14 protein-coding genes are annotated in these 20,047 nt (G+C 70.9%); 6 read left to right on the top strand and 8 right to left on the bottom strand.

Features of this window, described 5'->3' with window-relative positions; genetic code table 11:
* Nucleotides 1-1,255, bottom strand: a 1,255-nt coding sequence (locus GA0115233_RS25125; RefSeq protein ID WP_255310341.1) for an ADP-ribosylglycohydrolase family protein, incomplete at its 3' end; no start/stop codon positions are given.
* A 279-nt stretch (nucleotides 1,256-1,534) separates the two neighbouring features.
* Between GA0115233_RS25125 and GA0115233_RS25120 the strand changes: the two genes are divergently transcribed.
* The 3 genes from GA0115233_RS25120 to GA0115233_RS25110 all read left to right on the top strand — a co-directional run bounded on the left by GA0115233_RS25120 (nucleotide 1,535) and on the right by GA0115233_RS25110 (nucleotide 8,710).
* Complete coding sequence (locus GA0115233_RS25120) at nucleotides 1,535-2,266, top strand: VIT1/CCC1 transporter family protein (protein ID WP_093722565.1); 732 nt, start codon at nucleotides 1,535-1,537, stop codon at nucleotides 2,264-2,266.
* A gap of 389 nt (nucleotides 2,267-2,655) precedes the next feature.
* Nucleotides 2,656-7,254, top strand: a complete 4,599-nt coding sequence (gene gltB / locus GA0115233_RS25115) for a glutamate synthase large subunit (protein WP_093722564.1) — start codon at nucleotides 2,656-2,658, stop codon at nucleotides 7,252-7,254.
* Complete coding sequence (locus GA0115233_RS25110; protein WP_093722563.1) at nucleotides 7,247-8,710, top strand: glutamate synthase subunit beta; 1,464 nt, start codon at nucleotides 7,247-7,249, stop codon at nucleotides 8,708-8,710. Before gltB ends, GA0115233_RS25110 begins: the two co-directional genes overlap by 8 nt.
* Nucleotides 8,711-8,818: 108 nt before the next feature.
* Here the strand turns inward: GA0115233_RS25110 and GA0115233_RS25105 are convergent, their stop codons facing one another.
* The 3 genes from GA0115233_RS25105 to GA0115233_RS25095 all read right to left on the bottom strand — a co-directional run bounded on the left by GA0115233_RS25105 (nucleotide 8,819) and on the right by GA0115233_RS25095 (nucleotide 11,970).
* On the bottom strand, nucleotides 8,819-9,487 hold the full coding sequence (locus GA0115233_RS25105) for a family 16 glycoside hydrolase (RefSeq protein ID WP_093722562.1): 669 nt from the start codon (nucleotides 9,485-9,487) through the stop codon (nucleotides 8,819-8,821).
* A gap of 17 nt (nucleotides 9,488-9,504) precedes the next feature.
* On the bottom strand, nucleotides 9,505-10,647 hold the full coding sequence (gene wecB / locus GA0115233_RS25100; protein WP_255310340.1) for a non-hydrolyzing UDP-N-acetylglucosamine 2-epimerase: 1,143 nt from the start codon (nucleotides 10,645-10,647) through the stop codon (nucleotides 9,505-9,507).
* 78 nt (nucleotides 10,648-10,725) lie between these two features.
* Entirely contained in the window at nucleotides 10,726-11,970 is a 1,245-nt protein-coding gene (locus GA0115233_RS25095; RefSeq protein ID WP_093722560.1) for a glycosyltransferase family 2 protein, read from the bottom strand.
* 404 nt (nucleotides 11,971-12,374) lie between these two features.
* Here GA0115233_RS25095 and GA0115233_RS25090 point away from each other — a divergent pair, with 404 nt between their 5' ends.
* A complete protein-coding gene (locus GA0115233_RS25090; RefSeq protein ID WP_255310339.1) occupies nucleotides 12,375-14,249 on the top strand; it encodes a polysaccharide deacetylase family protein in 1,875 nt (624 codons plus the stop codon).
* Between the two features lie 26 nt (nucleotides 14,250-14,275).
* Nucleotides 14,276-15,280 carry a glycoside hydrolase family 113 gene (locus tag GA0115233_RS25085; RefSeq protein ID WP_255310338.1) on the top strand — a complete coding sequence of 335 codons (1,005 nt, stop codon included), beginning with the start codon at nucleotides 14,276-14,278 and terminating at the stop codon, nucleotides 15,278-15,280.
* Here GA0115233_RS25085 and GA0115233_RS25080 read toward each other — a convergent pair.
* Together GA0115233_RS25080 and GA0115233_RS25075 are read right to left on the bottom strand one after the other, a co-directional pair.
* Entirely contained in the window at nucleotides 15,277-16,179 is a 903-nt protein-coding gene (locus tag GA0115233_RS25080; RefSeq protein ID WP_093722559.1) for a chitosanase, read from the bottom strand. The two genes, GA0115233_RS25085 and GA0115233_RS25080, sit on opposite strands and share 4 nt — an antisense overlap.
* Complete coding sequence (locus GA0115233_RS25075; protein ID WP_093722558.1) at nucleotides 16,176-17,087, bottom strand: rhomboid family intramembrane serine protease; 912 nt, start codon at nucleotides 17,085-17,087, stop codon at nucleotides 16,176-16,178. The genes GA0115233_RS25080 and GA0115233_RS25075 overlap by 4 nt, the downstream gene beginning before the upstream one ends.
* A gap of 148 nt (nucleotides 17,088-17,235) precedes the next feature.
* Between GA0115233_RS25075 and GA0115233_RS25070 the strand changes: the two genes are divergently transcribed.
* Nucleotides 17,236-17,964 carry a vWA domain-containing protein gene (locus GA0115233_RS25070; RefSeq protein WP_093722557.1) on the top strand — a complete coding sequence of 243 codons (729 nt, stop codon included), beginning with the start codon at nucleotides 17,236-17,238 and terminating at the stop codon, nucleotides 17,962-17,964.
* Here the strand turns inward: GA0115233_RS25070 and GA0115233_RS25065 are convergent.
* Nucleotides 17,945-18,895 carry an acyl-CoA dehydrogenase family protein gene (locus tag GA0115233_RS25065; RefSeq protein WP_093722556.1) on the bottom strand — a complete coding sequence of 317 codons (951 nt, stop codon included), beginning with the start codon at nucleotides 18,893-18,895 and terminating at the stop codon, nucleotides 17,945-17,947. The genes GA0115233_RS25070 and GA0115233_RS25065 overlap by 20 nt on opposite strands.
* Entirely contained in the window at nucleotides 18,895-20,034 is a 1,140-nt protein-coding gene (locus GA0115233_RS25060) for an acyl-CoA dehydrogenase family protein (protein ID WP_093722555.1), read from the bottom strand. Before GA0115233_RS25060 ends, GA0115233_RS25065 begins: the two co-directional genes overlap by 1 nt.
* Nucleotides 20,035-20,047: the final 13 nt, after the last annotated feature.

Here is a 20,047-nt window from a genome sequence, read left to right as displayed (position 1 = left end):
GGGCTGGGGGTGGCTGGGGTGGGTGGGTGGTGTTTCTGTGGGTGGGTGGGGGATCGGTCTGGACGGCCTCGTCCTCAAGCGCCGGACGGGCTGGGGGTGGCTGGGGTGGGTGGGCAGGGTCCTCGGCCTCGTCCTCAGGCGCCGGACGGGCTGGATCGGGCTGGGGGGTGATGTCCAGCGCTGTGAGGTCTTCGAACGGCGGGTCGTCCGGGGCCGTTGCTAGGGGCTCGGGGGGCATTCCGGGGGTCTCCCTCGGGGTGGGGGGTGGGGTCAGGAGGTCTGCTACCGAGAGGATGTGGTGGCCGCGCATCGCGGGGAGGCAGGTGCCCCTCGCCGGGCCGATGGGGGCCGACCAGGCCGGGGGGATTCCCGACTCGCCCTGGGTCGCTCCGGCCAGCGCGCCCGCCACCGCCGCCGTGGTGTCGGCGTCCCTGCCCATGTTCACGGCGGTCAGGACCGACTGGGCGAAGTCGCCGTCGGCCGCCGCGTACGCGCCGAAGGCCAGGGCCACCGCCTCGGGGGCCAGGTCGGTCCAGGGGTAGCCGCCGATCACCACCGCGGAGCGCACGGCCCGTTCGCCCCGGTGGGCGACCGCCGCCGCCCGGCGCAGGGAGCGTGCCGTCCAGGAGTCCTCGGGGATCACGGCCAGGGCCGCGGCCACGACGGCCGGTGTCGGAGCTCCCGCCATCGCCGCCGCGACGCCCGCCGCCACCGCCTGGCCGCCGTAGATGCCCTCGCCCTCATGGCTGACCGAGCCGTCGATGGCGACCAGGCGGGCCGCCTCGGCGGGGCGGCCCGCGGCGTAGACGCCGAAGGGGGCCGCGCGCATCGCCAGGCCGTCGCTCCAGGCGTGCCGGTGCTGGGCGGAGATGGGCGCCGCCAGGCCCCTGCGGAGGTTTTCGAGGGTGCCGCGTTCGCTGAAGCCCGCGCCGCGGAACGGGCCCTCCTCCCGGTCCGCGATCCACTCGTGCCACGCCGCCTCCACGTGCGCCGGTGTGAGCGCGGAACCGTGCCGGGCCAGCAGCAGGCCGGAGAAGATCGCGTACTCCGTGTCGTCCGTACCGGACGGGTGGTCGGAGACGTAGCCGGTGATACGGCCCCAACGGGCCCGGATCTCCGAGGGCTTCATGTTCTCCGCGGGGGCGCCCAGCGCGTCGCCCACCGCCAGTCCCAGGAGCGCGCCGCGCCCCCGGTCGCGGAGTCCGGCGGCGTCCCCCGGCGCCGGGACCGAGGGGATGCAGGCGATCGATGCCATACGCGGCCTCTCCTCCGGGGCTCCCGGGGCGGCGGAGCCCTTTGCGGATCTGTGCCACGGGACGGGGGAGGGATGGCCTCGGCGGGGTCAGCGTCACCCGGTCGACATCTGTGCGGCTTATCTATCGGATGAGCGGAAGCCTGCAAAACCGCAGGTTAGCCGAGCCTTTCCTTGCTGGCGGAGGGGGAATCGGGGGAGTAGCTTTGGGGTTGTAAAAGGTTGGACTCCGTCCAAAGTTAGCCTTTCCTAAGCATCTATCAGCAGGGGGACGCACACCCAATGGCGATCATCGAGACCGAGGCCGCGCTCCACGTGGCCCACCGGGACAACCACACCCACCGCGACGTCAACGGCGGCTGGCTGCGGCCCGCCGTCTTCGGCGCCATGGACGGTCTCGTCTCCAACCTCGCCCTGATGACCGGCGTCGCCGGCGGGCAGGTCAGCCACCAGACCGTCGTACTGACCGGGCTCGCCGGTCTGGCCGCCGGTGCCTTCTCGATGGCCGCGGGGGAGTACACCTCCGTCGCCTCCCAGTGCGAGCTGGTCGAGGCCGAGCTGGACGTCGAGCGGCGCGAGCTGCGCAAGCACCCGCAGGACGAGCAGGCCGAGTTGGCGGCCCTGTACCGGTCCCGGGGGGTGGACGCGGAACTGGCCGACGAGGTCGCGCGGCAGTTGTCGCGGGATCCCGAGCAGGCGCTGGAGATACACGCCCGTGAGGAACTCGGGATCGACCCGGGCGACCTGCCCTCGCCCGCCGTCGCCGCCGTGTCGTCCTTCGGGTCCTTCGCGCTGGGCGCCCTGCTGCCCGTACTGCCCTATCTGTTCGGTGCCACCGCGCTCTGGCCCGCCGTACTGCTCGCCCTGATCGGGCTCTTCGCCTGCGGTGCCGTCGTGGCCAAGGTGACCGCGCGCAGCTGGTGGTACAGCGGTTTGCGGCAGCTTGCCCTGGGTGGTGCGGCGGCCGGTGTGACGTACGCCCTGGGAAGCTTCTTCGGAACGGCCGTAGGATAGGCGGTCTGGAACTTATGCGATGGGCCGCATAAGTAGCCGTTACTCGCTGGTTTCGAATGCTTAACCACCGGGCATGAGCCGTAAGCGCTGTGGGCAATGGTGCCTGCCGCGCACCTGTGCGAGGTGGGCGACGACGCCCCCCTCGCCACCGCCGACGGGCCACCGATCTGATCGATCTTGTCCTGGTCGGTCCCCCATACTTTCCGGCCGTCGCACACGGCCCCGCCGCCACCCGCGGTGTCCGCATGCTGGAACGGTGTATCCGGTTCCCGAGAACCGCTCCATCATGTAACCTGCACGAAATTTTGATCTCAGCGCAGATCACACGCAGAGGGCCAACGTCGTCCCTCGGCACCAGCTAAATGCCACTGACGACGACGGGAGAGCCGATGCGTACGCCGCGCCAGCCGTCCCAGCATTCCGCGAATGGCCAGAACTGGTCGTTCATGGATGCTCGCCCTGCTGCACAGGGTATGTACGACCCCCGCAACGAGCACGACGCCTGTGGCGTCGGCTTCGTGGCCACCCTCACCGGCGAGGCGAGCCACGCGCTGGTCGAGCAGGCGCTCACGGTTCTGCGCAACCTGGAGCACCGCGGTGCCACCGGCTCCGAGCCCGACTCGGGTGACGGCGCGGGCATCCTGTCCCAGGTCCCGGACACCTTCTTCCGTGAGGTCGCCGGCTTCGAGCTGCCCGCGGCCGGCGGCTACGCCGTCGGTATCGCCTTCCTGCCGGAGGACGGCACCGAGGCCGCCGTCTCGCAGATCGAGACCATCGCCGCCGAAGAGGGCCTGACCGTCCTCGGCTGGCGCGAGGTTCCCGTCGCCCCCGAACTGCTGGGTGCCACCGCCCGCTCGACGATGCCCGCCTTCCGGCAGATCTTCGTCAGCCACGGCGAGGCGACGGGCATCGACCTCGACCGCAAGGCGTTCGTGCTGCGCAAGCGCGCCGAGCGCGAGGCCGGCGTCTACTTCCCCTCGCTGTCGGCCCGCACCATCGTCTACAAGGGCATGCTGACCACCGGCCAGCTGGAGCCCTTCTTCCCGGACCTGTCCGACCGCCGCTTCGCCTCCGCGATCGCGCTCGTGCACTCCCGGTTCTCCACGAACACCTTCCCGTCGTGGCCGCTCGCGCACCCCTACCGGTTCGTCGCGCACAACGGTGAGATCAACACCGTCAAGGGCAACCGCAACTGGATGCGCGCCCGTGAGTCGCAGCTGGTCTCCGACCTGTTCGGCACCGACGACAAGGCCCTGGAGCGGATCTTCCCGGTCTGCACCCCGGACGCCTCCGACTCCGCCTCCTTCGACGAGGTCCTGGAGCTGCTCCACCTCGGCGGCCGTTCGCTGCCGCACTCCGTGCTGATGATGATCCCGGAGGCGTGGGAGAACCACGACTCCATGGACCCGGCCCGGCGCGCCTTCTACCAGTACCACTCCACGATGATGGAGCCCTGGGACGGCCCGGCCTGTGTCACCTTCACCGACGGCACCCAGGTCGGCGCCGTGCTCGACCGCAACGGTCTGCGCCCCGGCCGCTACTGGGTCACCGACGAAGGCCTCGTCGTCCTCGGCTCCGAGGTCGGCGTCCTCGACATCGACCCCGCCAAGGTCGTCCGCAAGGGCCGTCTGCAGCCCGGCAAGATGTTCCTCGTCGACACCGTCGAGCACCGCATCATCGAGGACGACGAGATCAAGGCCGAGCTGGCCGCCGCCGCCCCCTACCAGGAGTGGCTGGAGGCCGGCGAGATCGAGCTGTCGGACCTGCCCGAGCGTGAGCACATCGTGCACACCCACGCCTCGGTCACCCGCCGCCAGCAGACCTTCGGCTACACCGAGGAAGAGCTGCGGATCATCCTGGCGCCGATGGCCAAGGCCGGCGCCGAGCCGATCGGCTCGATGGGCACCGACTCGCCCATCGCCGCGCTCAGCGAGCGCCCGCGGCTGCTCTTCGACTACTTCACCCAGCTGTTCGCGCAGGTCACCAACCCGCCGCTGGACGCCATCCGCGAGGAGCTGGTCACCTCCCTGCGCTCCTCCCTCGGCCCGCAGGGCAACCTGCTGGAGCCCACGGCCGCGTCCTGCCGCAGCGTCACCCTGCCGTTCCCGGTGATCGACAACGACGAGCTGGCCAAGCTCATCCACATCAACGCCGACGGCGACATGCCCGGCTTCAAGGCCGCGACCCTGTCCGGCCTGTACCGGGTCTCCGGCGGCGGCGACGCCCTCGCCGCGCGCATCGAGGAGATCTGCGCCGAGGCCGACGCCGCCATCGAGAACGGCGCCCGCCTGATCGTCCTGTCGGACCGCCACTCCGACGCCGAGCACGCGCCGATCCCCTCGCTGCTGCTCACCGCGGCCGTCCACCACCACCTCATCCGCACCAAGCAGCGCACCCACGTGGGCCTGCTGGTCGAGGCCGGTGACGTCCGCGAGGTCCACCACGTCGCCCTGCTCATCGGCTACGGCGCCGCCGCGGTCAACCCGTACCTGGCCATGGAGTCCGTCGAGGACCTGGTCCGGGCCGGCACCTTCCTGCCCGGCATCGAGCCCGAGAAGGCCATCCGCAACCTGATCTACGCCCTCGGCAAGGGCGTGCTGAAGGTCATGTCGAAGATGGGCATCTCCACCGTCGCCTCCTACCGCGGCGCCCAGGTCTTCGAGGCCGTCGGTCTCGACCAGTCCTTCGTGGAGAAGTACTTCAACGGCACCGCCACCAAGATCGGCGGCGTCGGCATCGACGTCATCGCCAAGGAGGTCGCCGCCCGCCACGCCAAGGCCTACCCGGCCTCCGGCATCGCCCCGGCGCACCGCGCGCTGGAGATCGGCGGCGAGTACCAGTGGCGCCGCGAGGGCGAGCCGCACCTGTTCGACCCGGAGACGGTCTTCCGCCTCCAGCACTCCACGCGCTCCGGCCGCTACGACATCTTCAAGAAGTACACGGACCGCGTGAACGAGCAGTCCGAGCGCCTGATGACGCTGCGCGGCCTGTTCGGCTTCAAGTCGGACCGGCAGCCGATCCCCATCGACGAGGTCGAGCCGGTCTCCGAGATCGTCAAGCGCTTCTCCACCGGCGCCATGTCGTACGGCTCCATCTCCAAGGAGGCGCACGAGACCCTCGCCATCGCCATGAACCAGCTGGGCGGTAAGTCCAACACCGGTGAGGGCGGCGAGGACCCGGAGCGCCTGTACGACCCGGCGCGCCGCTCGTCCATCAAGCAGGTCGCCTCCGGCCGCTTCGGTGTGACCTCCGAGTACCTGGTCAACGCGGACGACATCCAGATCAAGATGGCCCAGGGCGCCAAGCCCGGCGAGGGCGGCCAGCTGCCCGGCCACAAGGTCTACCCGTGGGTCGCCAAGACGCGTCACTCGACGCCGGGCGTGGGCCTGATCTCCCCGCCGCCGCACCACGACATCTACTCCATCGAGGACCTGGCCCAGCTGATCCACGACCTGAAGAACGCGAACCCGCAGGCGCGGATTCACGTGAAGCTGGTCTCCGAGGTCGGCGTCGGCACGGTCGCGGCGGGTGTGTCCAAGGCGCACGCGGACGTGGTGCTGATCTCCGGCCACGACGGCGGCACCGGCGCCTCCCCGCTGACCTCGCTCAAGCACGCGGGCGGCCCCTGGGAGCTGGGCCTGGCCGAGACCCAGCAGACCCTGCTGCTCAACGGCCTGCGCGACCGGATCGTCGTACAGACCGACGGTCAGCTCAAGACCGGCCGCGACGTGGTCATCGCCGCGCTGCTGGGCGCCGAGGAGTTCGGTTTCGCGACCGCGCCGCTCGTCGTCTCCGGCTGCGTCATGATGCGCGTCTGCCACCTGGACACCTGCCCGGTCGGCATCGCCACCCAGAACCCGGTGCTGCGCGACCGGTTCTCCGGCAAGGCCGAGTACGTGGTGAACTTCTTCCAGTTCATCGCGCAGGAGGTCCGCGAGATCCTCGCCGAGCTGGGCTTCCGCTCCATCGAGGAGGCCGTCGGCCACGCCGAGGCCCTCGACGTGACCCGCGCGGTCAACCACTGGAAGGCGCAGGGCCTGGACCTGGCCCCGCTGTTCCACGTGCCCGAGCTGCCCGAGGGCGCCGTGCGCCACCAGCTGATCGAGCAGGACCACGGCCTGGAGAAGGCGCTCGACAACGAGCTGATCAAGCTCGCCGCCGACGCGCTGGCCGCGGACTCCGCCACCGACGCCCAGCCGGTGCGCGCCCAGGTCGCCATCCGCAACATCAACCGCACGGTCGGCACCATGCTCGGCCACGAGGTGACGAAGAAGTTCGGTGGCGCGGGCCTGCCCGACGACACCATCGACATCACCTTCACCGGCTCCGCGGGCCAGTCCTTCGGCGCCTTCCTCCCGCGCGGTGTCACCCTGCGCCTGGAGGGCGACGCCAACGACTACGTCGGCAAGGGCCTGTCGGGCGGCCGTGTGATCGTCCGCCCGGACCGGGGCGCCGACCACCTCGCCGAGTACTCCACGATCGCGGGCAACACCATCGCCTACGGCGCCACCGGCGGCGAGCTGTTCCTGCGCGGCCGGACCGGTGAGCGGTTCTGCGTCCGCAACTCCGGTGCCCTGGTGGTCTCGGAGGGCGTGGGCGACCACGGCTGCGAGTACATGACCGGCGGTCACGCGGTGGTCCTCGGCGAGACGGGCCGCAACTTCGCGGCCGGCATGTCCGGCGGTGTCGCCTACGTCATCGACCTCGACCGGGACAACGTCAACGTCGGCAACCTGGACGCCGTGGAGACGCTCACCGAGGACGACAAGCAGTGGCTGCACGACGTGGTGCGCCGCCACGCCGAGGAGACCGGCTCCACGGTCGCCGAGAAGCTGCTCGCCGACTGGGACGCCGCGGCGGAGCGCTTCAGCAAGATCATCCCCAGCACGTACAAGGCAGTGCTCGCCGCCAAGGACGCCGCCGAGCGAGCCGGTCTCACCGAGACCGAGATCACCGAGAAGATGATGGAGGCGGCGACCAATGGCTGATCCCAAGGGCTTTCTCAACCACGGGCGCGAGGTCGCCAAGTCCCGCCCCGTCGAGGTCCGGCTGAAGGACTGGAACGAGGTCTACGTCCCCGGCTCCCTGCTGCCGATCATCAGCAAGCAGGCCAGCCGCTGCATGGACTGCGGTATCCCGTTCTGCCACAACGGCTGTCCGCTCGGGAACCTGATCCCGGAGTGGAACGACTACGCCTACCGCGAGGACTGGGCCGCCGCCTCCGAGCGGCTGCACGCGACCAACAACTTCCCGGAGTTCACCGGTCGCCTCTGCCCCGCCCCCTGCGAGTCGGCGTGTGTGCTCGGCATCAACCAGCCGCCGGTCACCATCAAGAACGTCGAGGTCTCGATCATCGACAAGGCGTGGGAGACCGGTGACGTCTCCCCGCAGGCGCCCGAGCGGCTGTCCGGCAAGACCGTCGCGGTCGTCGGCTCCGGCCCCGCGGGTCTGGCCGCCGCCCAGCAGCTGACCCGGGCCGGTCACACCGTCGCCGTCTACGAGCGCGCGGACCGCATCGGAGGCCTCCTCCGCTACGGCATCCCCGAGTTCAAGATGGAGAAGCGCCACATCAACCGCCGTATCGAGCAGATGCGCGCGGAGGGCACCAAGTTCCGCACCGGCGTCGAGATCGGCCGGGACATGCCGGCCACCGCGCTGCGCAAGCGGTACGACGCCGTGGTCCTCGCCGTCGGTGCCACCACCGCCCGTGACCTCCCCGTCCCCGGGCGGGAGCTGAAGGGCATCTACCAGGCGATGGAGTACCTGCCCCTGGCCAACAAGGTCCAGGAGGGCGACTACGTCACCTCCCCGATCTCCGCCGAGGGCAAGCACGTCGTCGTCATCGGCGGCGGCGACACCGGCGCCGACTGCGTGGGCACCGCCCACCGCCAGGGCGCGGCCTCGGTGACGCAGCTGGAGATCATGCCCCGCCCGAACGACGAGCGGAACCCGGTCACCCAGCCGTGGCCGACCTTCCCCATGCTGTACAAGGTCACCTCCGCGCACGAGGAGGGCGGCGAGCGGGTCTACTCCGTCTCCACCACCCACTTCGAGGGCGACGAGGACGGCAACGTCCAGTGGCTGCACCTGACCGAGGTGGAGTTCGTCGACGGCAAGCTGACCCAGAAGCCGGGCACCGAGCGCAAGATCCCCGCCCAGCTGGTCACCCTCGCCATGGGCTTCACCGGCACCGACCGGGAGAACGGCCTGGTCGAGCAGTTCGGCCTGGACCTCGACGAGCGCGGTAACATCGCCCGCGACGCCGACTTCCAGACCAACGTGCCGGGCGTGTTCGTCGCCGGTGACGCGGGCCGCGGCCAGTCGCTGATCGTGTGGGCCATCGCGGAGGGCCGCTCGGCCGCCCGCGGCGTGGACCGCTTCCTGACCGGGGCCAGCGACCTGCCGGCCCCGATCCGCCCGACCGACCGGGCCCTGATGGTCTGACGGTCCGTCCAGGACCGTTCGAGAAACGTCCCGTACAAAGGCGTACGGAACACAGATGGCGTCTGCCCCACTGTCCCCGACCGGACGACTGGGCAGGCGCCGTCGCCTTTACCGGGACCGGACCCGGCCGACCTCCAGCCCCTCGAACTCCACGGTGGCGTCCTCCGAGTACGCCCCCACCTTCCCGCCCGTGTAAGGGCGTTCGGCATCGCTGAACTCCACCAGCCGCTCCCCGTCCACCGTCACGGTGAGCGTGGCCCCGCGCTGCTCCACCAGAACCCCGTACCAGTCGCCCACCGGGTACTCCTGGTGCCCCGTGGCCAGGAAGCGCTGCCCGCCCGGGTAGGCGGGGTCCCGTTTGCCCAGCTCCCAGCCGTTGGGCTTGAGCGTGATGTAGTAGAAGTGCTCCGGGTCGGTGTACGCCCACACCAGCCACGGCACCTCCCAGGGGTTCGGGTCGGGCTCGCGCAGCTGCTCGACCGTCCGCATCCGGGCCGTGAACCGGACGTCCGCGTACGACGCCGTGCTCACCACCAGCCCCGCGTGCGTGGTCCCCGGGTCCTCCGCGGGCATCGGCGACAGCGTCAGCGAGTCGTCGTCACCCGAGTTGGTGCCGTGGCCGTTGAACACCGACTCCCAGCGGCCGTGCACGGAACCGTCGGCCCACGGCGTCGACGGCGGTGGCGGGTCGTCGGAGCCGCACTGGGTCAGGGCGACGGCCAGGACTCCGACGAGCGCCACCGCCGGGAGCAGACGGCGCAGCAGGGGGCGGGTCATGCGGACGAGTATGGCGCTCAGACCACCGCGTCCAGGGGGACTTCCGCCGCGAAGTCCTCGGCGAGCTGGGCCAGTACGCGCTCCGCCGCCCGCCCGTCGCCGAACGGATTGCCCGCCCCCGACATCCGCCGGTAGGCCACCGGGTCGTCGAGGAGTTCCCCGGCGTCCCGCACGATCGCCTCGGGGTCGGTGCCGATCAGCCGGGCCGCGCCCGCCTCCACCGCCTCCGGGCGCTCGGTGGTGGTCCGCAGCACCAGCGCGGGCTTGCCCAGGCTCGGCGCCTCCTCCTGGATGCCGCCGGAGTCGGTGAGGACCAGATCGCTGTCGGCGAGGGTGGCCGCGAAGTCCAGGTAGTCCAGCGGCTCCACCAGGGCGATCCCGGCGTGGCCGTCGAGTTCGGGCAGCAGCACCTCCCGGACCGCCGGGCTCTTGTGCAGCGGCAGCACGATCTCCACGTCCCCGCGCTCCGCCAGCCGGCGCAGCGCCCGGCCCATCCCGCGCATCCGCTCGCCCTGGTTCTCCCGCCGGTGCAGGGTGACCAGGATCTTCCGGGCCCGGGTGCGGAAGGCGGAGCTGCCGGTGCCCCGGTCCAGCACCCACAGCAGGTTGTCGATGACGGTGTTGCCGGTGACGAACACCTGCTCCTTGGGCACGCCCTCGTCGGTCAGGTGCCGGGCGGCGCGCTCGGTCGGGGCGAAGTGCCAGCGGGCGATACGGCCGATGAGGCTGCGGTTGAGCTCCTCCGGGAACGGATTGTCGATGACGCCGGTGCGCAGCCCGGCCTCGACATGGGCGACCGGGACCTTCTCGTAGAACGCGGCGAGCGCCCCGGCCAGCGCGGTCGTGGTGTCCCCCTGCACCACGACCAGGTCCGGCCGCTTCTCGCGCATCACCTCGCCGAGTTCGGCGACCAGCCGGGCGGTCAGGTCGGAGAGCTGCTGGCGGCTGCGCATCACGTCGAGCGCGACGCGGCTGGTGACGCCGAGCAGCCCGAGCATCTGGTGGAGCATCTCGCGGTGCTGTCCGGTGGTGACGACCAGCGGGTCGAAGTCGGCGGAGTCGGCCATGGAGCGGGCGACGGGCGCCAGTTTGATGGCCTCGGGCCGGGTGCCGAGCACCAGCATGGCGCGTACGGGCAGGACGGACTGAGGTGCGGACATGGGTGAGCCCCCCTTGGGCGCGCGGCCGTGGAGCCGCGCGTTGAGATGAGAGAGAAGTCGGCGGGGTGGGCGGTGGATTCAGGTGCGCGCGGTCTTCAGCCAGGTCCGTTTGCCGGTGAGCATCCGCCAGAAGCCCCACCAGCCGGCGGCGAACCAGATGTAGCCGTAGAAGACGAAGACATGGGCGAGGAGCACCGAGCGGACCAGCCCGAGGTCGCGCTCACGCCGGGAGTAGACGAAGCCGTAGGCGTAGGCGGCGGTGAAGGACAGCAGGTACGGGCCGAGCAGCCACATCGGCGACACCAGCGGCTCGCCCGCCTGTACCGAGGCCACGGCGGTCGCGCCGAGGGCCACCAGGAAGGACAGCGGGAGCAGCGAGGTGAGCAGGATCAGCACCGGGCTGGACAGGTGGTAGAGCAGGTCCAGCGCGGGGCGGGTGGGCACGTCCCGCAGGATGAGCGGGACGAGGTTGGCCGACTGCAGATGGCCCTGGAACCAGCGTGAGCGCTGCCGGATCAGACGGCGCAGGCTCAGCACCGCCTGCTGGGAGACGGAGGCGGTGGTGCAGTGCTGGTTGGTCCAGCCCTTGGCGATCAGCCGGACCCCGAGGTCGAGGTCCTCGGTGAGGCTGTCGCTCCACGGGCCGTCCCCGTCCAGCGTGTTGAGCGCGGACAGCCGCATGAACTGGCCGTTGCCGCCCATGCCGACGCTGCCGATGAAGCGCCGGGCGCTCTGGAAGACATCGCCGTAGACGACGAACTCCATGTCCTGCATCCGGGCCAGCAGCCCCTCGCCGCGGTTGTACATGCGCACGCAGACCTGCACGGCGCCGGTGTCCGGGTCGTCGAAGTAGGGGTCGACCGACTGCACGATGTGCGGATCGAGGCGCCCGTCGGCGTCCACCACACACAGGACGGTGTCGGCGGGGTCGCGGCCGGCCAGCAGCCCCGACTCCCTGAGATGGCGCACTCCGTCGTTGAGCGCGGCGCCCTTGCCCCGGCGCGCGTTCGGGGGAGTGCGCCGGTACAGCCTGACCCGGTCGGGGTCGGCGGCCAGCGCGATCTCGGCGGTGCGGTCGTCGGAGCCGTCGTCGATGACCAGCGCCATGAAATTCCCGGCGGGCAGCGAGGTGATACGCGCCAGGCTTTCGGAAAGGACTCGCTCCTCGTTCAGACAGGCGAGCAGGAATACATAGAAACGCTCTCTCCGCTCGGTGCGGGTCCGGCGAATTCTGCGCCGGGAGAGCAGGAAAAGACTTGTGTTGTAGCAGCCGGCCAGCACGATCAGGCTGACCGAGGACCACAGCAGCAGCTCAGTGATCATGTTTGCTCCCGGCGCTGACCTGCGCTTTTACGGTCTGTCTGCGCAGGTGCGTCCGGGCTGTGAGTATCAGGCAGGCGGTCAGGCAGTAGAGCAGGAATCCCGCTCCCGCCGTCGCCTGAAGAGCTTTGGCCAATGGCAGGCCCGGAATCGCCTCCGGCGCGGCCATGGCTCCGGCCAAGGGCAGCAGTGCCCCCAGAGCTGGTCGTCCGTACATTTTCCCCCCACATTTCACAGCGCGTCCCCATCGCGCGAAGAGGAAGGTAGCAGAACCGTGGGGCGTCCCAGAAGTCGATTTGACAAACGGACGGGTCCCATTGACACCCTTCTTGATCGCCGAGAACAATCGGTGACTTCCTGCCGGAAAATCTCTTTGCCAAAAGCTTGGCAAAGTGGGGGGAACGAACGTGCACGTACACATCCGGCCTCGGAGACGGAGATTCTCCAGGCTTTCCGTTGTCTTCCTGCTCCTCGCCGCACTCTTCGGCGGCACATTCCTGCCGGCCCAGGCGGCCGGCAAACCGGACCGAGGGCACGGCGAGTCGCCCGGCCTGCGGTCCGGGGTCAACCGGGTCGACCTCAAGGGCTGGGCGAAGCAGCAGCTCAAGGCCGACCGCGCGCGCCACGACCGGGCGCGCGGCAAGGGCAAGGGCAAGGTCGGCAGCCGGGCCAGGGGGGCCGTCACCTCGGCGACCACCGCCTCCACGCTCGCCAGGGCGGTCGGGCGCCAGGCGGCACTCGCGGCCCCGGCCGCCGTCGGCCCCGCCGAGCCGTCCACCCTCGTCCTCTACGACACCGCGGGCCCCTACGGCCACCTCGGCGAGCTGTACGCCATGGCCACGGCCAACCTGGCGGGCCACTTCGGCAGCGTGACCGCCAAGCCGGTCTCGCAGTACACCGCCGGGATGGTCGACGCCCACACGGCCACCGTCTACATCGGGTCCACCTACTACTGCTGCGACGTCCCGGACGCGATCCCGGCCGCCTTCTACCAGGACGCGTTCACCACCACCAAGCCCGTGACCTGGATGGGCGCCAACATCTGGAACATGGCGAACGCCGTGGGCGTGGCCCCGTTCGGCCAGAAGTACGGCTGGGACCCCACGTCGTCGTACTACGAGGACGGAGGATCCGTCGGCACCGTCACGCAGGTGACGTACAAGGGGCAGACGCTCACCCGTAAGGTGCCGGCCGGGCAGGACGGCGGGGTGCTGCGCCCCAACGTGCTGACCGGCGCCGGGTATCCGCAGGTCACGCGGGTTGCCGAGGGCCTGGACTCGTCCAACGGGCACACCTTCGGCTGGGCGGTCCGCTCGTCCAACCTCACCTACATCGGGGAGATCCCCTTCTCCTACGTCTCCGAGAGCGACCGGATCATCGTCTTCGAGGACCTGCTCTTCGACGCGCTCGCCCCGGACACCACCGAGCGGCACCGGGCGATCGTGCGGCTGGAGGACATCAGCCCCAACTCCGAACCGTCCGAGCTGCGGGAGATCGCGGACTACCTGTACGAGGAGCAGATCCCGTACGGCATCAACGTGATCCCCGTCTACAGCGACCCCAACGGGACCTACAACAACGGTGTTCCGGAGACGGTGAAGCTGACCGACCGGCCCGAGCTGGTGGAGACGCTGGAGTACATGCTGGACCGGGGCGCGGTGCTGATGAACCACGGCTACACCCATCAGTACGGCAACGCGGCCAACCCCTACAACGGGGTCAGCGGCGACGACTTCGAGTTCTACACGGCCCATGTGGACGCCGCGGACAGCGTGATCTACGACGGGCCGGTGCCCGGCGACTCCGCGGCCTTCGCCCAGGGGCGGGTGGACAGCGCGCTCGCCGAGTTCGCGGCGGCGGGGCTGCCGCGGCCGGATCTGTGGACCACTCCGCACTACGCGGGGTCCGCCACGGATTACCAGGTATTCAGTTCGAACTATTCGGCCCGGCTCGAACGGTCGCTTTATTTCGCCGGAACCCTGAGCGGGGCATCGTCGGATCCGAACCGTTTCATCGGGCAGTTCTTCCCGTACGTGGTGCGTGATGTGTACGGGACGAAGGTGATTCCGGAAAACATCGGGAATTACGAGCCGGAGGCGTACAACAATCACCCTCCGCGGCTGCCGGCGGATCTGATCGCCTCCGCGAAGGCCAACCTGGCCGTACGGGACGGGTTCGCCAGCTTCTTCTACCACCCGTACTTCCCGGTCGAGCCGTTGCGCGAGACGGTCGAGGGCATCAAGGCGCTCGGCTACACCTTCGTCAGCCCCGCGAGTGTGTGAGGAGGCACTGAGCCTGTGAGGAGGCAGTGAGGAGGAGGGCCGTCGCCGTACTGGCGGCGGCCCTCCTCGCCGCAGGCGGCTGTACGCCGCAGAGCGAGGAGGCGCCCGTGAACCGGGGGATCACCCTGCCCTCGTGGTACCGCACCGACTACGACAGCCCGAGCGCCGACCGCTTCCTGCGGGACATCAGGGCGACCGGGGCGCGCTGGGTCACCTTCACCCCGACCTGGTACCAGCGGCGCCCGGGGGACACGGAGATACGGCGCACGCAGGAGACGGCGAGCGACGCGGGGCTGAGACGGATCGTGCGGCGCGCCCACGCGCACGGGCTGAAAGTGATGATCAAGCCGCACGTTGACCTGCCGGGCGACATCGACCGCGCCAGGATCCGCCCCCGCGACCGGGACGCCTGGTTCGCCTCGTACCGCCGCTTCATCACCCACTACGCCGCACTGGCCGCGGAGACCGGCGCGGAACAGTTCTCCGTGGGCACCGAACTCGCCGGGGTCTCGGGCGACCGCGCCGCCTGGACCGAGGTCGTCGAGGCGGTCCGCGACCGCTACGACGGGACCCTCACCTACGCCGCCAACTACGACGAGTACCGGCGCATCGGCTTCTGGCGGGAGCTGGACCTCATCGGCATCGACGCGTACTGGCCGCTGTCCGACCGCCCCACACACTCCGCCGAGCGGCTGCGCCGGGCGTGGCAGCCGATCAGCGCCCGCCTGGCCGCGTACTCCCGCGAGCAGGGCCGCCGCATCCTGTTCACCGAGGCCGGCTACGTCAGCCAGCGCGGTACGACGACGGCGCCCTACGACTGGACGGTCAGCCATCACCCGGACCCCGCCGAACAGTCCGCCGCCTACCGAGCCCTGCTGACCACCTTCACCGGCCAGGACTGGTGGGCCGGCGTCCACTGGTGGATGTGGGACGACTGGCCGGACAGCGCGGAGACACCGGGGCGACTGGCGTACACCCCGCACGGCAAACCGGCGGAGGAGGTGCTCAGGCAGGAGTGGGGGGCCGACTAGGGCACCTGGTAATGCTCGCCGTACATGCTCCAGCTCAGGGGGGTCCTCAGCGAGAGGTTGCCGTTGCGGAGCCACTGGCGCTGGGCCGTGGCGATGCGGCTGGTGTCGGCCGTGGACCTCTTGCGCTTCATCGCCTCCTCGCGGAGGTCCAGGAAGACGTCGAGGTACTGCTTCTCGGAGCCTCCGCGGGAGGGCGGCTCGGCCTTGCGCAGCGCCCGTTCGCGCAGGCCGTAGAAGCCCTCGGGCTCGGGGTCGGGACCGTGCAGGAGCATCGCGTCGTAGTAGATGAACTGCCCCAGCATGCCGAGGCCGTCGAGCTTGGCGAGGCGGACCGCGGGGTTGAAGTAGACGCGGTCGCGCTCCTTGTCCTGCATCTTTCGGAACTCGGGCTTGTCCGCCTCCGCCTTCCACGCGGCGCGGAAGCCGTCCAGCCCGTCGAGCGAGTCGGAGCCGTTGACCTCGCGCAGCGCGGGAAGGTAGCGGGCCAGGCCGTTGTCCGGGTACTCGTCGGTGTAGCGCTCGACCAGTTCGAGCAGATCGTTGGTTCCGGTACAGAACCCGGCCACGCCGGCCGTGTAGCCGCAGTCGTCGTCGTTGCTCTCGACGCTGGCGTACCCCACCTTCCAGTCGAGGCTGGAGAACTCGGCCGAGGCGGTGATCTTGAAGGCCAGTTCCCGCTTGCCCGGCTCGGCCAGCCCGGGCGGCAGGCTCCTGATCGTCTTCTCGTCCGCCGCCCGCTCCGACTCGGCCCGCTCCTTGGCTTCCTCGCGGGCCTGCTGCGCGGCGGACACGGACGGCGCCGCCGGGCTCTCGGCGGAGTCCGAGGGGGACAGGACGTACGCCCCGGCCGTGATGACGAGGGGCAACGCGGCGAACGCCAGGATGTTGCGTGTTCTCACTTCAGACCTCCCACCCGGGCCAGCGCCAGGACCACCAGTACTGTCACAGCAGCCGCGCACGCCGCGGCCTGGATCAGCGTCCGGCGCGGCCCCGGGGGCACGTACGCGTACGCCAGCGCCACCGCGCCGCCGGTCAGCAGCCCGCCCAGGTGCCCCTGCCAGGAGGTCAGCCCCGCGGACAGCAGCAGCCACAGCAGCAGGAACCCCATGAACCGGTTGACGCCCCGCATGTCGGCGCCCACCCGCCGGGCCACGACGTAGTAGGCGGCACCCAGGCCGAAGATCGCGCCGGACGCGCCCAGCGTGGTCGTGCCGGGGTCGTCCAGCAGCAGGACGAGGACCGAGCCGCCGAGCGCCGAGAGCAGGTACAGGGCGAGATAACGGACCCGACCGAGCATCGTCTCCACGGCCCGGCCGATCATCCACAGCGAGAGCATGTTCATCACGACATGCGCCAGGCCGAACGTTCCCTCGGTCGGCTCCAGGTGCAGGAACGCGCTCGTGAGCAACCGCTCCCACTCCCCGGCGACCAGCCCCTCCGCCTCGAAACCGAGCGGTACCGGCGACTGGTACACGTAGTGCAGTCCGTCCGGACCCACCATCGCCGTCGGGACCATGGCGAACCGGTCCACGATCGACGGCCGCACGATCTCCGCCAGATACGCCAGGACGTTCACCGCGATCAGCGCGTACGTCACCACGGGGGTGCGCGAGATCCGGCCGCCCACGACCGTGCGCGCCTGCCGGACGGACTTCGCGCCCTCCCGTACGCACTCCACGCACTGGTGGCCCACGGCCGCCTCGCGCATGCAGTCGGGGCAGATGATCCGCTCGCAGCGCACACAGCTGACGTACGACTCCACCGTGGGATGGCGGTAGCAGGTCGTGACGTGGGACTCGGGTTCCACGCGGCTCCTCGGAAACGCTTGCGGACACTCGCTCGGCCGGGTGGGCGGCGGCGGTCAAAAGTATCGAACACCTGTGAGAGTCGGGAGGGGCGGGGCGGGTGTGACGTAATCTCGTCAGCCAGACGATCGAGTCCAGGGGGGATCGCGGATGTCGGCCATCAGTCTGCGCAAGGTGGAGGAGACCGCGCCCGCGCTGGTCAGTCTCTACAAGAGCGCCGGGGTGTCACTCACCAAGCACGGCCTGGACGGGCTGCGCGCCGCGGTCTACCTCGTGATCGACTACTCCGGCTCCATGAAGCCGTACTACCAGGACGGCAGTGTGCAAGCGCTCGCCGACCGGGTGCTTGGCCTGTCCGCGCATCTCGACGACGACGGCCGGGTGCCGGTGGTGTTCTTCTCCACCGATGTCGACGCCGAGACCGAGATCGCCCTCGCCGATCACCAGGGACGCATCGAACGGATCGTGGCCGGGCTCGGGCACATGGGCAAGACCAGCTACCACCTGGCCATGGACGCGGTCATCGACCACTACCTCGACAGCGGCTCCCGGGCACCCGCCCTGGTGATCTTCCAGACCGACGGCGGCCCGATCAACAAGCTCGCCGCCGAGCGGTACCTGTGCAAGGCGGCCAGGCTCCCGCTGTTCTGGCAGTTCATCGGCTTCGGCGACCCGAACAGCAAGCAGTTCGACTACCTGCGCAAGCTGGACGAGCTGGCCGTGCCGCAGAAGCGGTGCGTGGACAACGCGGGCTTCTTCCACGCCGGACGCAACCCGCGCAAGGTGTCCGACCGCGAGCTGTACGACCGCATGGTCGGGGAGTTCCCGAAGTGGCTGGTGGCGGCGCGGGCCCAGGGCATCATCCCGGCCGGCGCCTGACCGGTCCCCGCAGCACGGCGTCCCGGCACTCGCGCGGGTCGCCCCACGCGGTACGCAGGGCGCGGGCCTTCGCCAGCAGCGGCGACACCGCGCACTCGGCCGTGTACCCGATCGCGCCGTGCAGTTGCAGCGCCGCGCGCCCGGCGCCGTACGCCGCCTCGCAGGCCGTGACCTTGGCGGCGGCGATGTCGGCGGGGGAGAGGGTGAGCGCGGCGCCGAGGACGAGGGGACGGGCGAACTCCAGGGCGACCTTCGCGTCGGCCAGCCGGTGCTTGACGGCCTGGAAGGAGCCGACGGGAACCCCGAACTGGGTGCGCCGCCCGACATGGGTGACCGTCCGCTCCAGCAGCGCCAGCCCGGTGCCCAGCGCCTGGGCCGCGGTGGTGAGCCGGGCCAGGGCGAGGGCCCGCCCGGCGGGCGGACGGGCGTCGAGCAGCTCGCCCCGTTCCAGCGCGGTCAGCCGGCGCGCCGGGTCCAGCGAGGCCCGTACCGGCCCGTGTCCCCCGGAGCGGAACAGCCCGTCCTCGGTGAGCACGAGCCGTAGGTCCGCCGCGTCCCCGTCCAGCGCGTACGGCCCCCCGTGCGCGACGGTCGCCATGACCTCCCCGGACACCAGCCGCTTGACCGTCCCGGAACCGGTGAGCAGCACGGCGGCCGTGACTGTCTCCACCAGCGGACCGGGCACGGCATGCCGCCCCAACTCCATAAAAGCGAGCGCGAGTTCGACCGGCCGCAGTCCGAACCCGCCGTCCTCCTCCCGCGCCGCGAGCCCGAACACCCCGCCCGCCGCGATCCGGCCCCACAGCGCCCGCCCGCGCGCATGCTCGCCCCGGCTCCACTCCCGTACGGCCGCCGGGGTGTCGGCGGCGGAGAGCATCGCGTCCAGGGAGGAGACGAACGCCCGCTGTTCGGCGTCGGGCAGGAACCGCATCACCGGCGTCCCTTCGGCAGGCCCAGCAGGCGCTCGGCGATGATGTCGCGCTGGATCTCGTTCGTCCCGGCGTAGATCGGTCCCGCGAGCGAGAAGACATAGCGTTCGGCCCACTCGGTGTCCGCCCACTCGCCCTCCTCGCCGAGCAGATCGAGCGCCGTCTCGTGCAGCGCGATGTCGTACTCCGACCAGAAGACCTTGTTCAGGCTGGACTCGGGGCCGATCCGCTCGCCGTCCAGGAAGCGGGAGGCGGCGGCGAAGGTGGACAACTGGTAGGCGCGGGCGCCGATCAGGGCGTCCGCGACCCGGTCCCGGGCCCACTCGGGGCTGCCCCGGGCCCGCCACAGCGCGGCCAGCCGGTCGGCGGCGGCCAGGAAGCGGCCCGGGGAGCGCAGCATCAGCCCGCGTTCGTTGCCCGCCGTGGACATCGCGATCCGCCAGCCCCGGCCCGGCTCGCCGATCACGTCCTCGTCGGGCACGAACACCTCGTCCAGGAACAGCTCCGCGAAGGCCGGTCTGCCGTCCATGCGGCGGATCGGCCGGACCGTGACACCGGGGGCGCGCAGGTCGAACATCAGGTAGGTCAGGCCCTGATGGGGCGCGGGCGCGTCGGGGTCGCTGCGGAACAGGCCGAAGGCGCGGTCCGCGAAGGCGGCGCGCGAGGACCAGGTCTTCTGCCCCGACAGCAGCCAGCCGCCCTCCGTGCGCACGGCCCGCGAGCGCAGCGACGCCAGGTCCGAGCCCGCCTCCGGCTCCGACCACGCCTGCGCCCACACCACCTCGCCGCGGGCCATCGGCGGCAGCACCCTCGCCCGCTGCTCGGCCGTGCCGAAGTCGAACAGGGTCGGCGCCAGCAGATGGATGCCGTTCTGGCTCACCCGGCCCGGCGCGCCCGCCGCGTAGTACTCCTCCTCGAACAGCAGCCACCCGACGAGCGAGGCGTTCCGGCCGCCGTACTCGGCGGGCCAGTTGACCACCGACCAGCGGTCGGCGGCCAGTTCGGCCTCCCACGCGCGGTGCGCGGCGAAGCCCTCCTCGGTCTCCAGGGAGGGCAGCGGTTCGGCGGGCACATGGGCTCGCAGCCAGGCGCGGGCCCGGTCGCGCAGGGCCGACTCGGCCTCGGAGAACGCCAGATCCATCGCCCACCGCTCC

It is taken from the genome of Streptomyces sp. DI166 (genome assembly GCF_900091315.1).
GTDB lineage: Bacteria > Actinomycetota > Actinomycetes > Streptomycetales > Streptomycetaceae > Streptomyces > Streptomyces fuscus.
Note: the sequence above shows the minus strand (reverse complement) of the source record. Positions and strands in the feature narration are given on the sequence as shown.

Bases quoted from the DNA above. Each gene is read 5' to 3' on its own strand.
- GA0115233_RS25110 (WP_093722563.1), top strand. From the start codon at position 7,247: ATGGCTGATCCCAAGGGCTTTCTCAACCACGGGCGCGAGGTCGCCAAG.
- GA0115233_RS25070 (WP_093722557.1), top strand. From the start codon at position 17,236: ATGTCGGCCATCAGTCTGCGCAAGGTGGAGGAGACCGCGCCCGCGCTG.
- GA0115233_RS25120 (WP_093722565.1), top strand. From the start codon at position 1,535: ATGGCGATCATCGAGACCGAGGCCGCGCTCCACGTGGCCCACCGGGAC.
- GA0115233_RS25095 (WP_093722560.1), bottom strand. From the start codon at position 11,970: ATGATCACTGAGCTGCTGCTGTGGTCCTCGGTCAGCCTGATCGTGCTG.
- GA0115233_RS25060 (WP_093722555.1), bottom strand. From the start codon at position 20,034: ATGGATCTGGCGTTCTCCGAGGCCGAGTCGGCCCTGCGCGACCGGGCC.
- GA0115233_RS25065 (WP_093722556.1), bottom strand. From the start codon at position 18,895: ATGCGGTTCCTGCCCGACGCCGAACAGCGGGCGTTCGTCTCCTCCCTG.
- gltB (WP_093722564.1), top strand. From the start codon at position 2,656: ATGCGTACGCCGCGCCAGCCGTCCCAGCATTCCGCGAATGGCCAGAAC.
- GA0115233_RS25105 (WP_093722562.1), bottom strand. From the start codon at position 9,487: ATGACCCGCCCCCTGCTGCGCCGTCTGCTCCCGGCGGTGGCGCTCGTC.
- wecB (WP_255310340.1), bottom strand. From the start codon at position 10,647: ATGTCCGCACCTCAGTCCGTCCTGCCCGTACGCGCCATGCTGGTGCTC.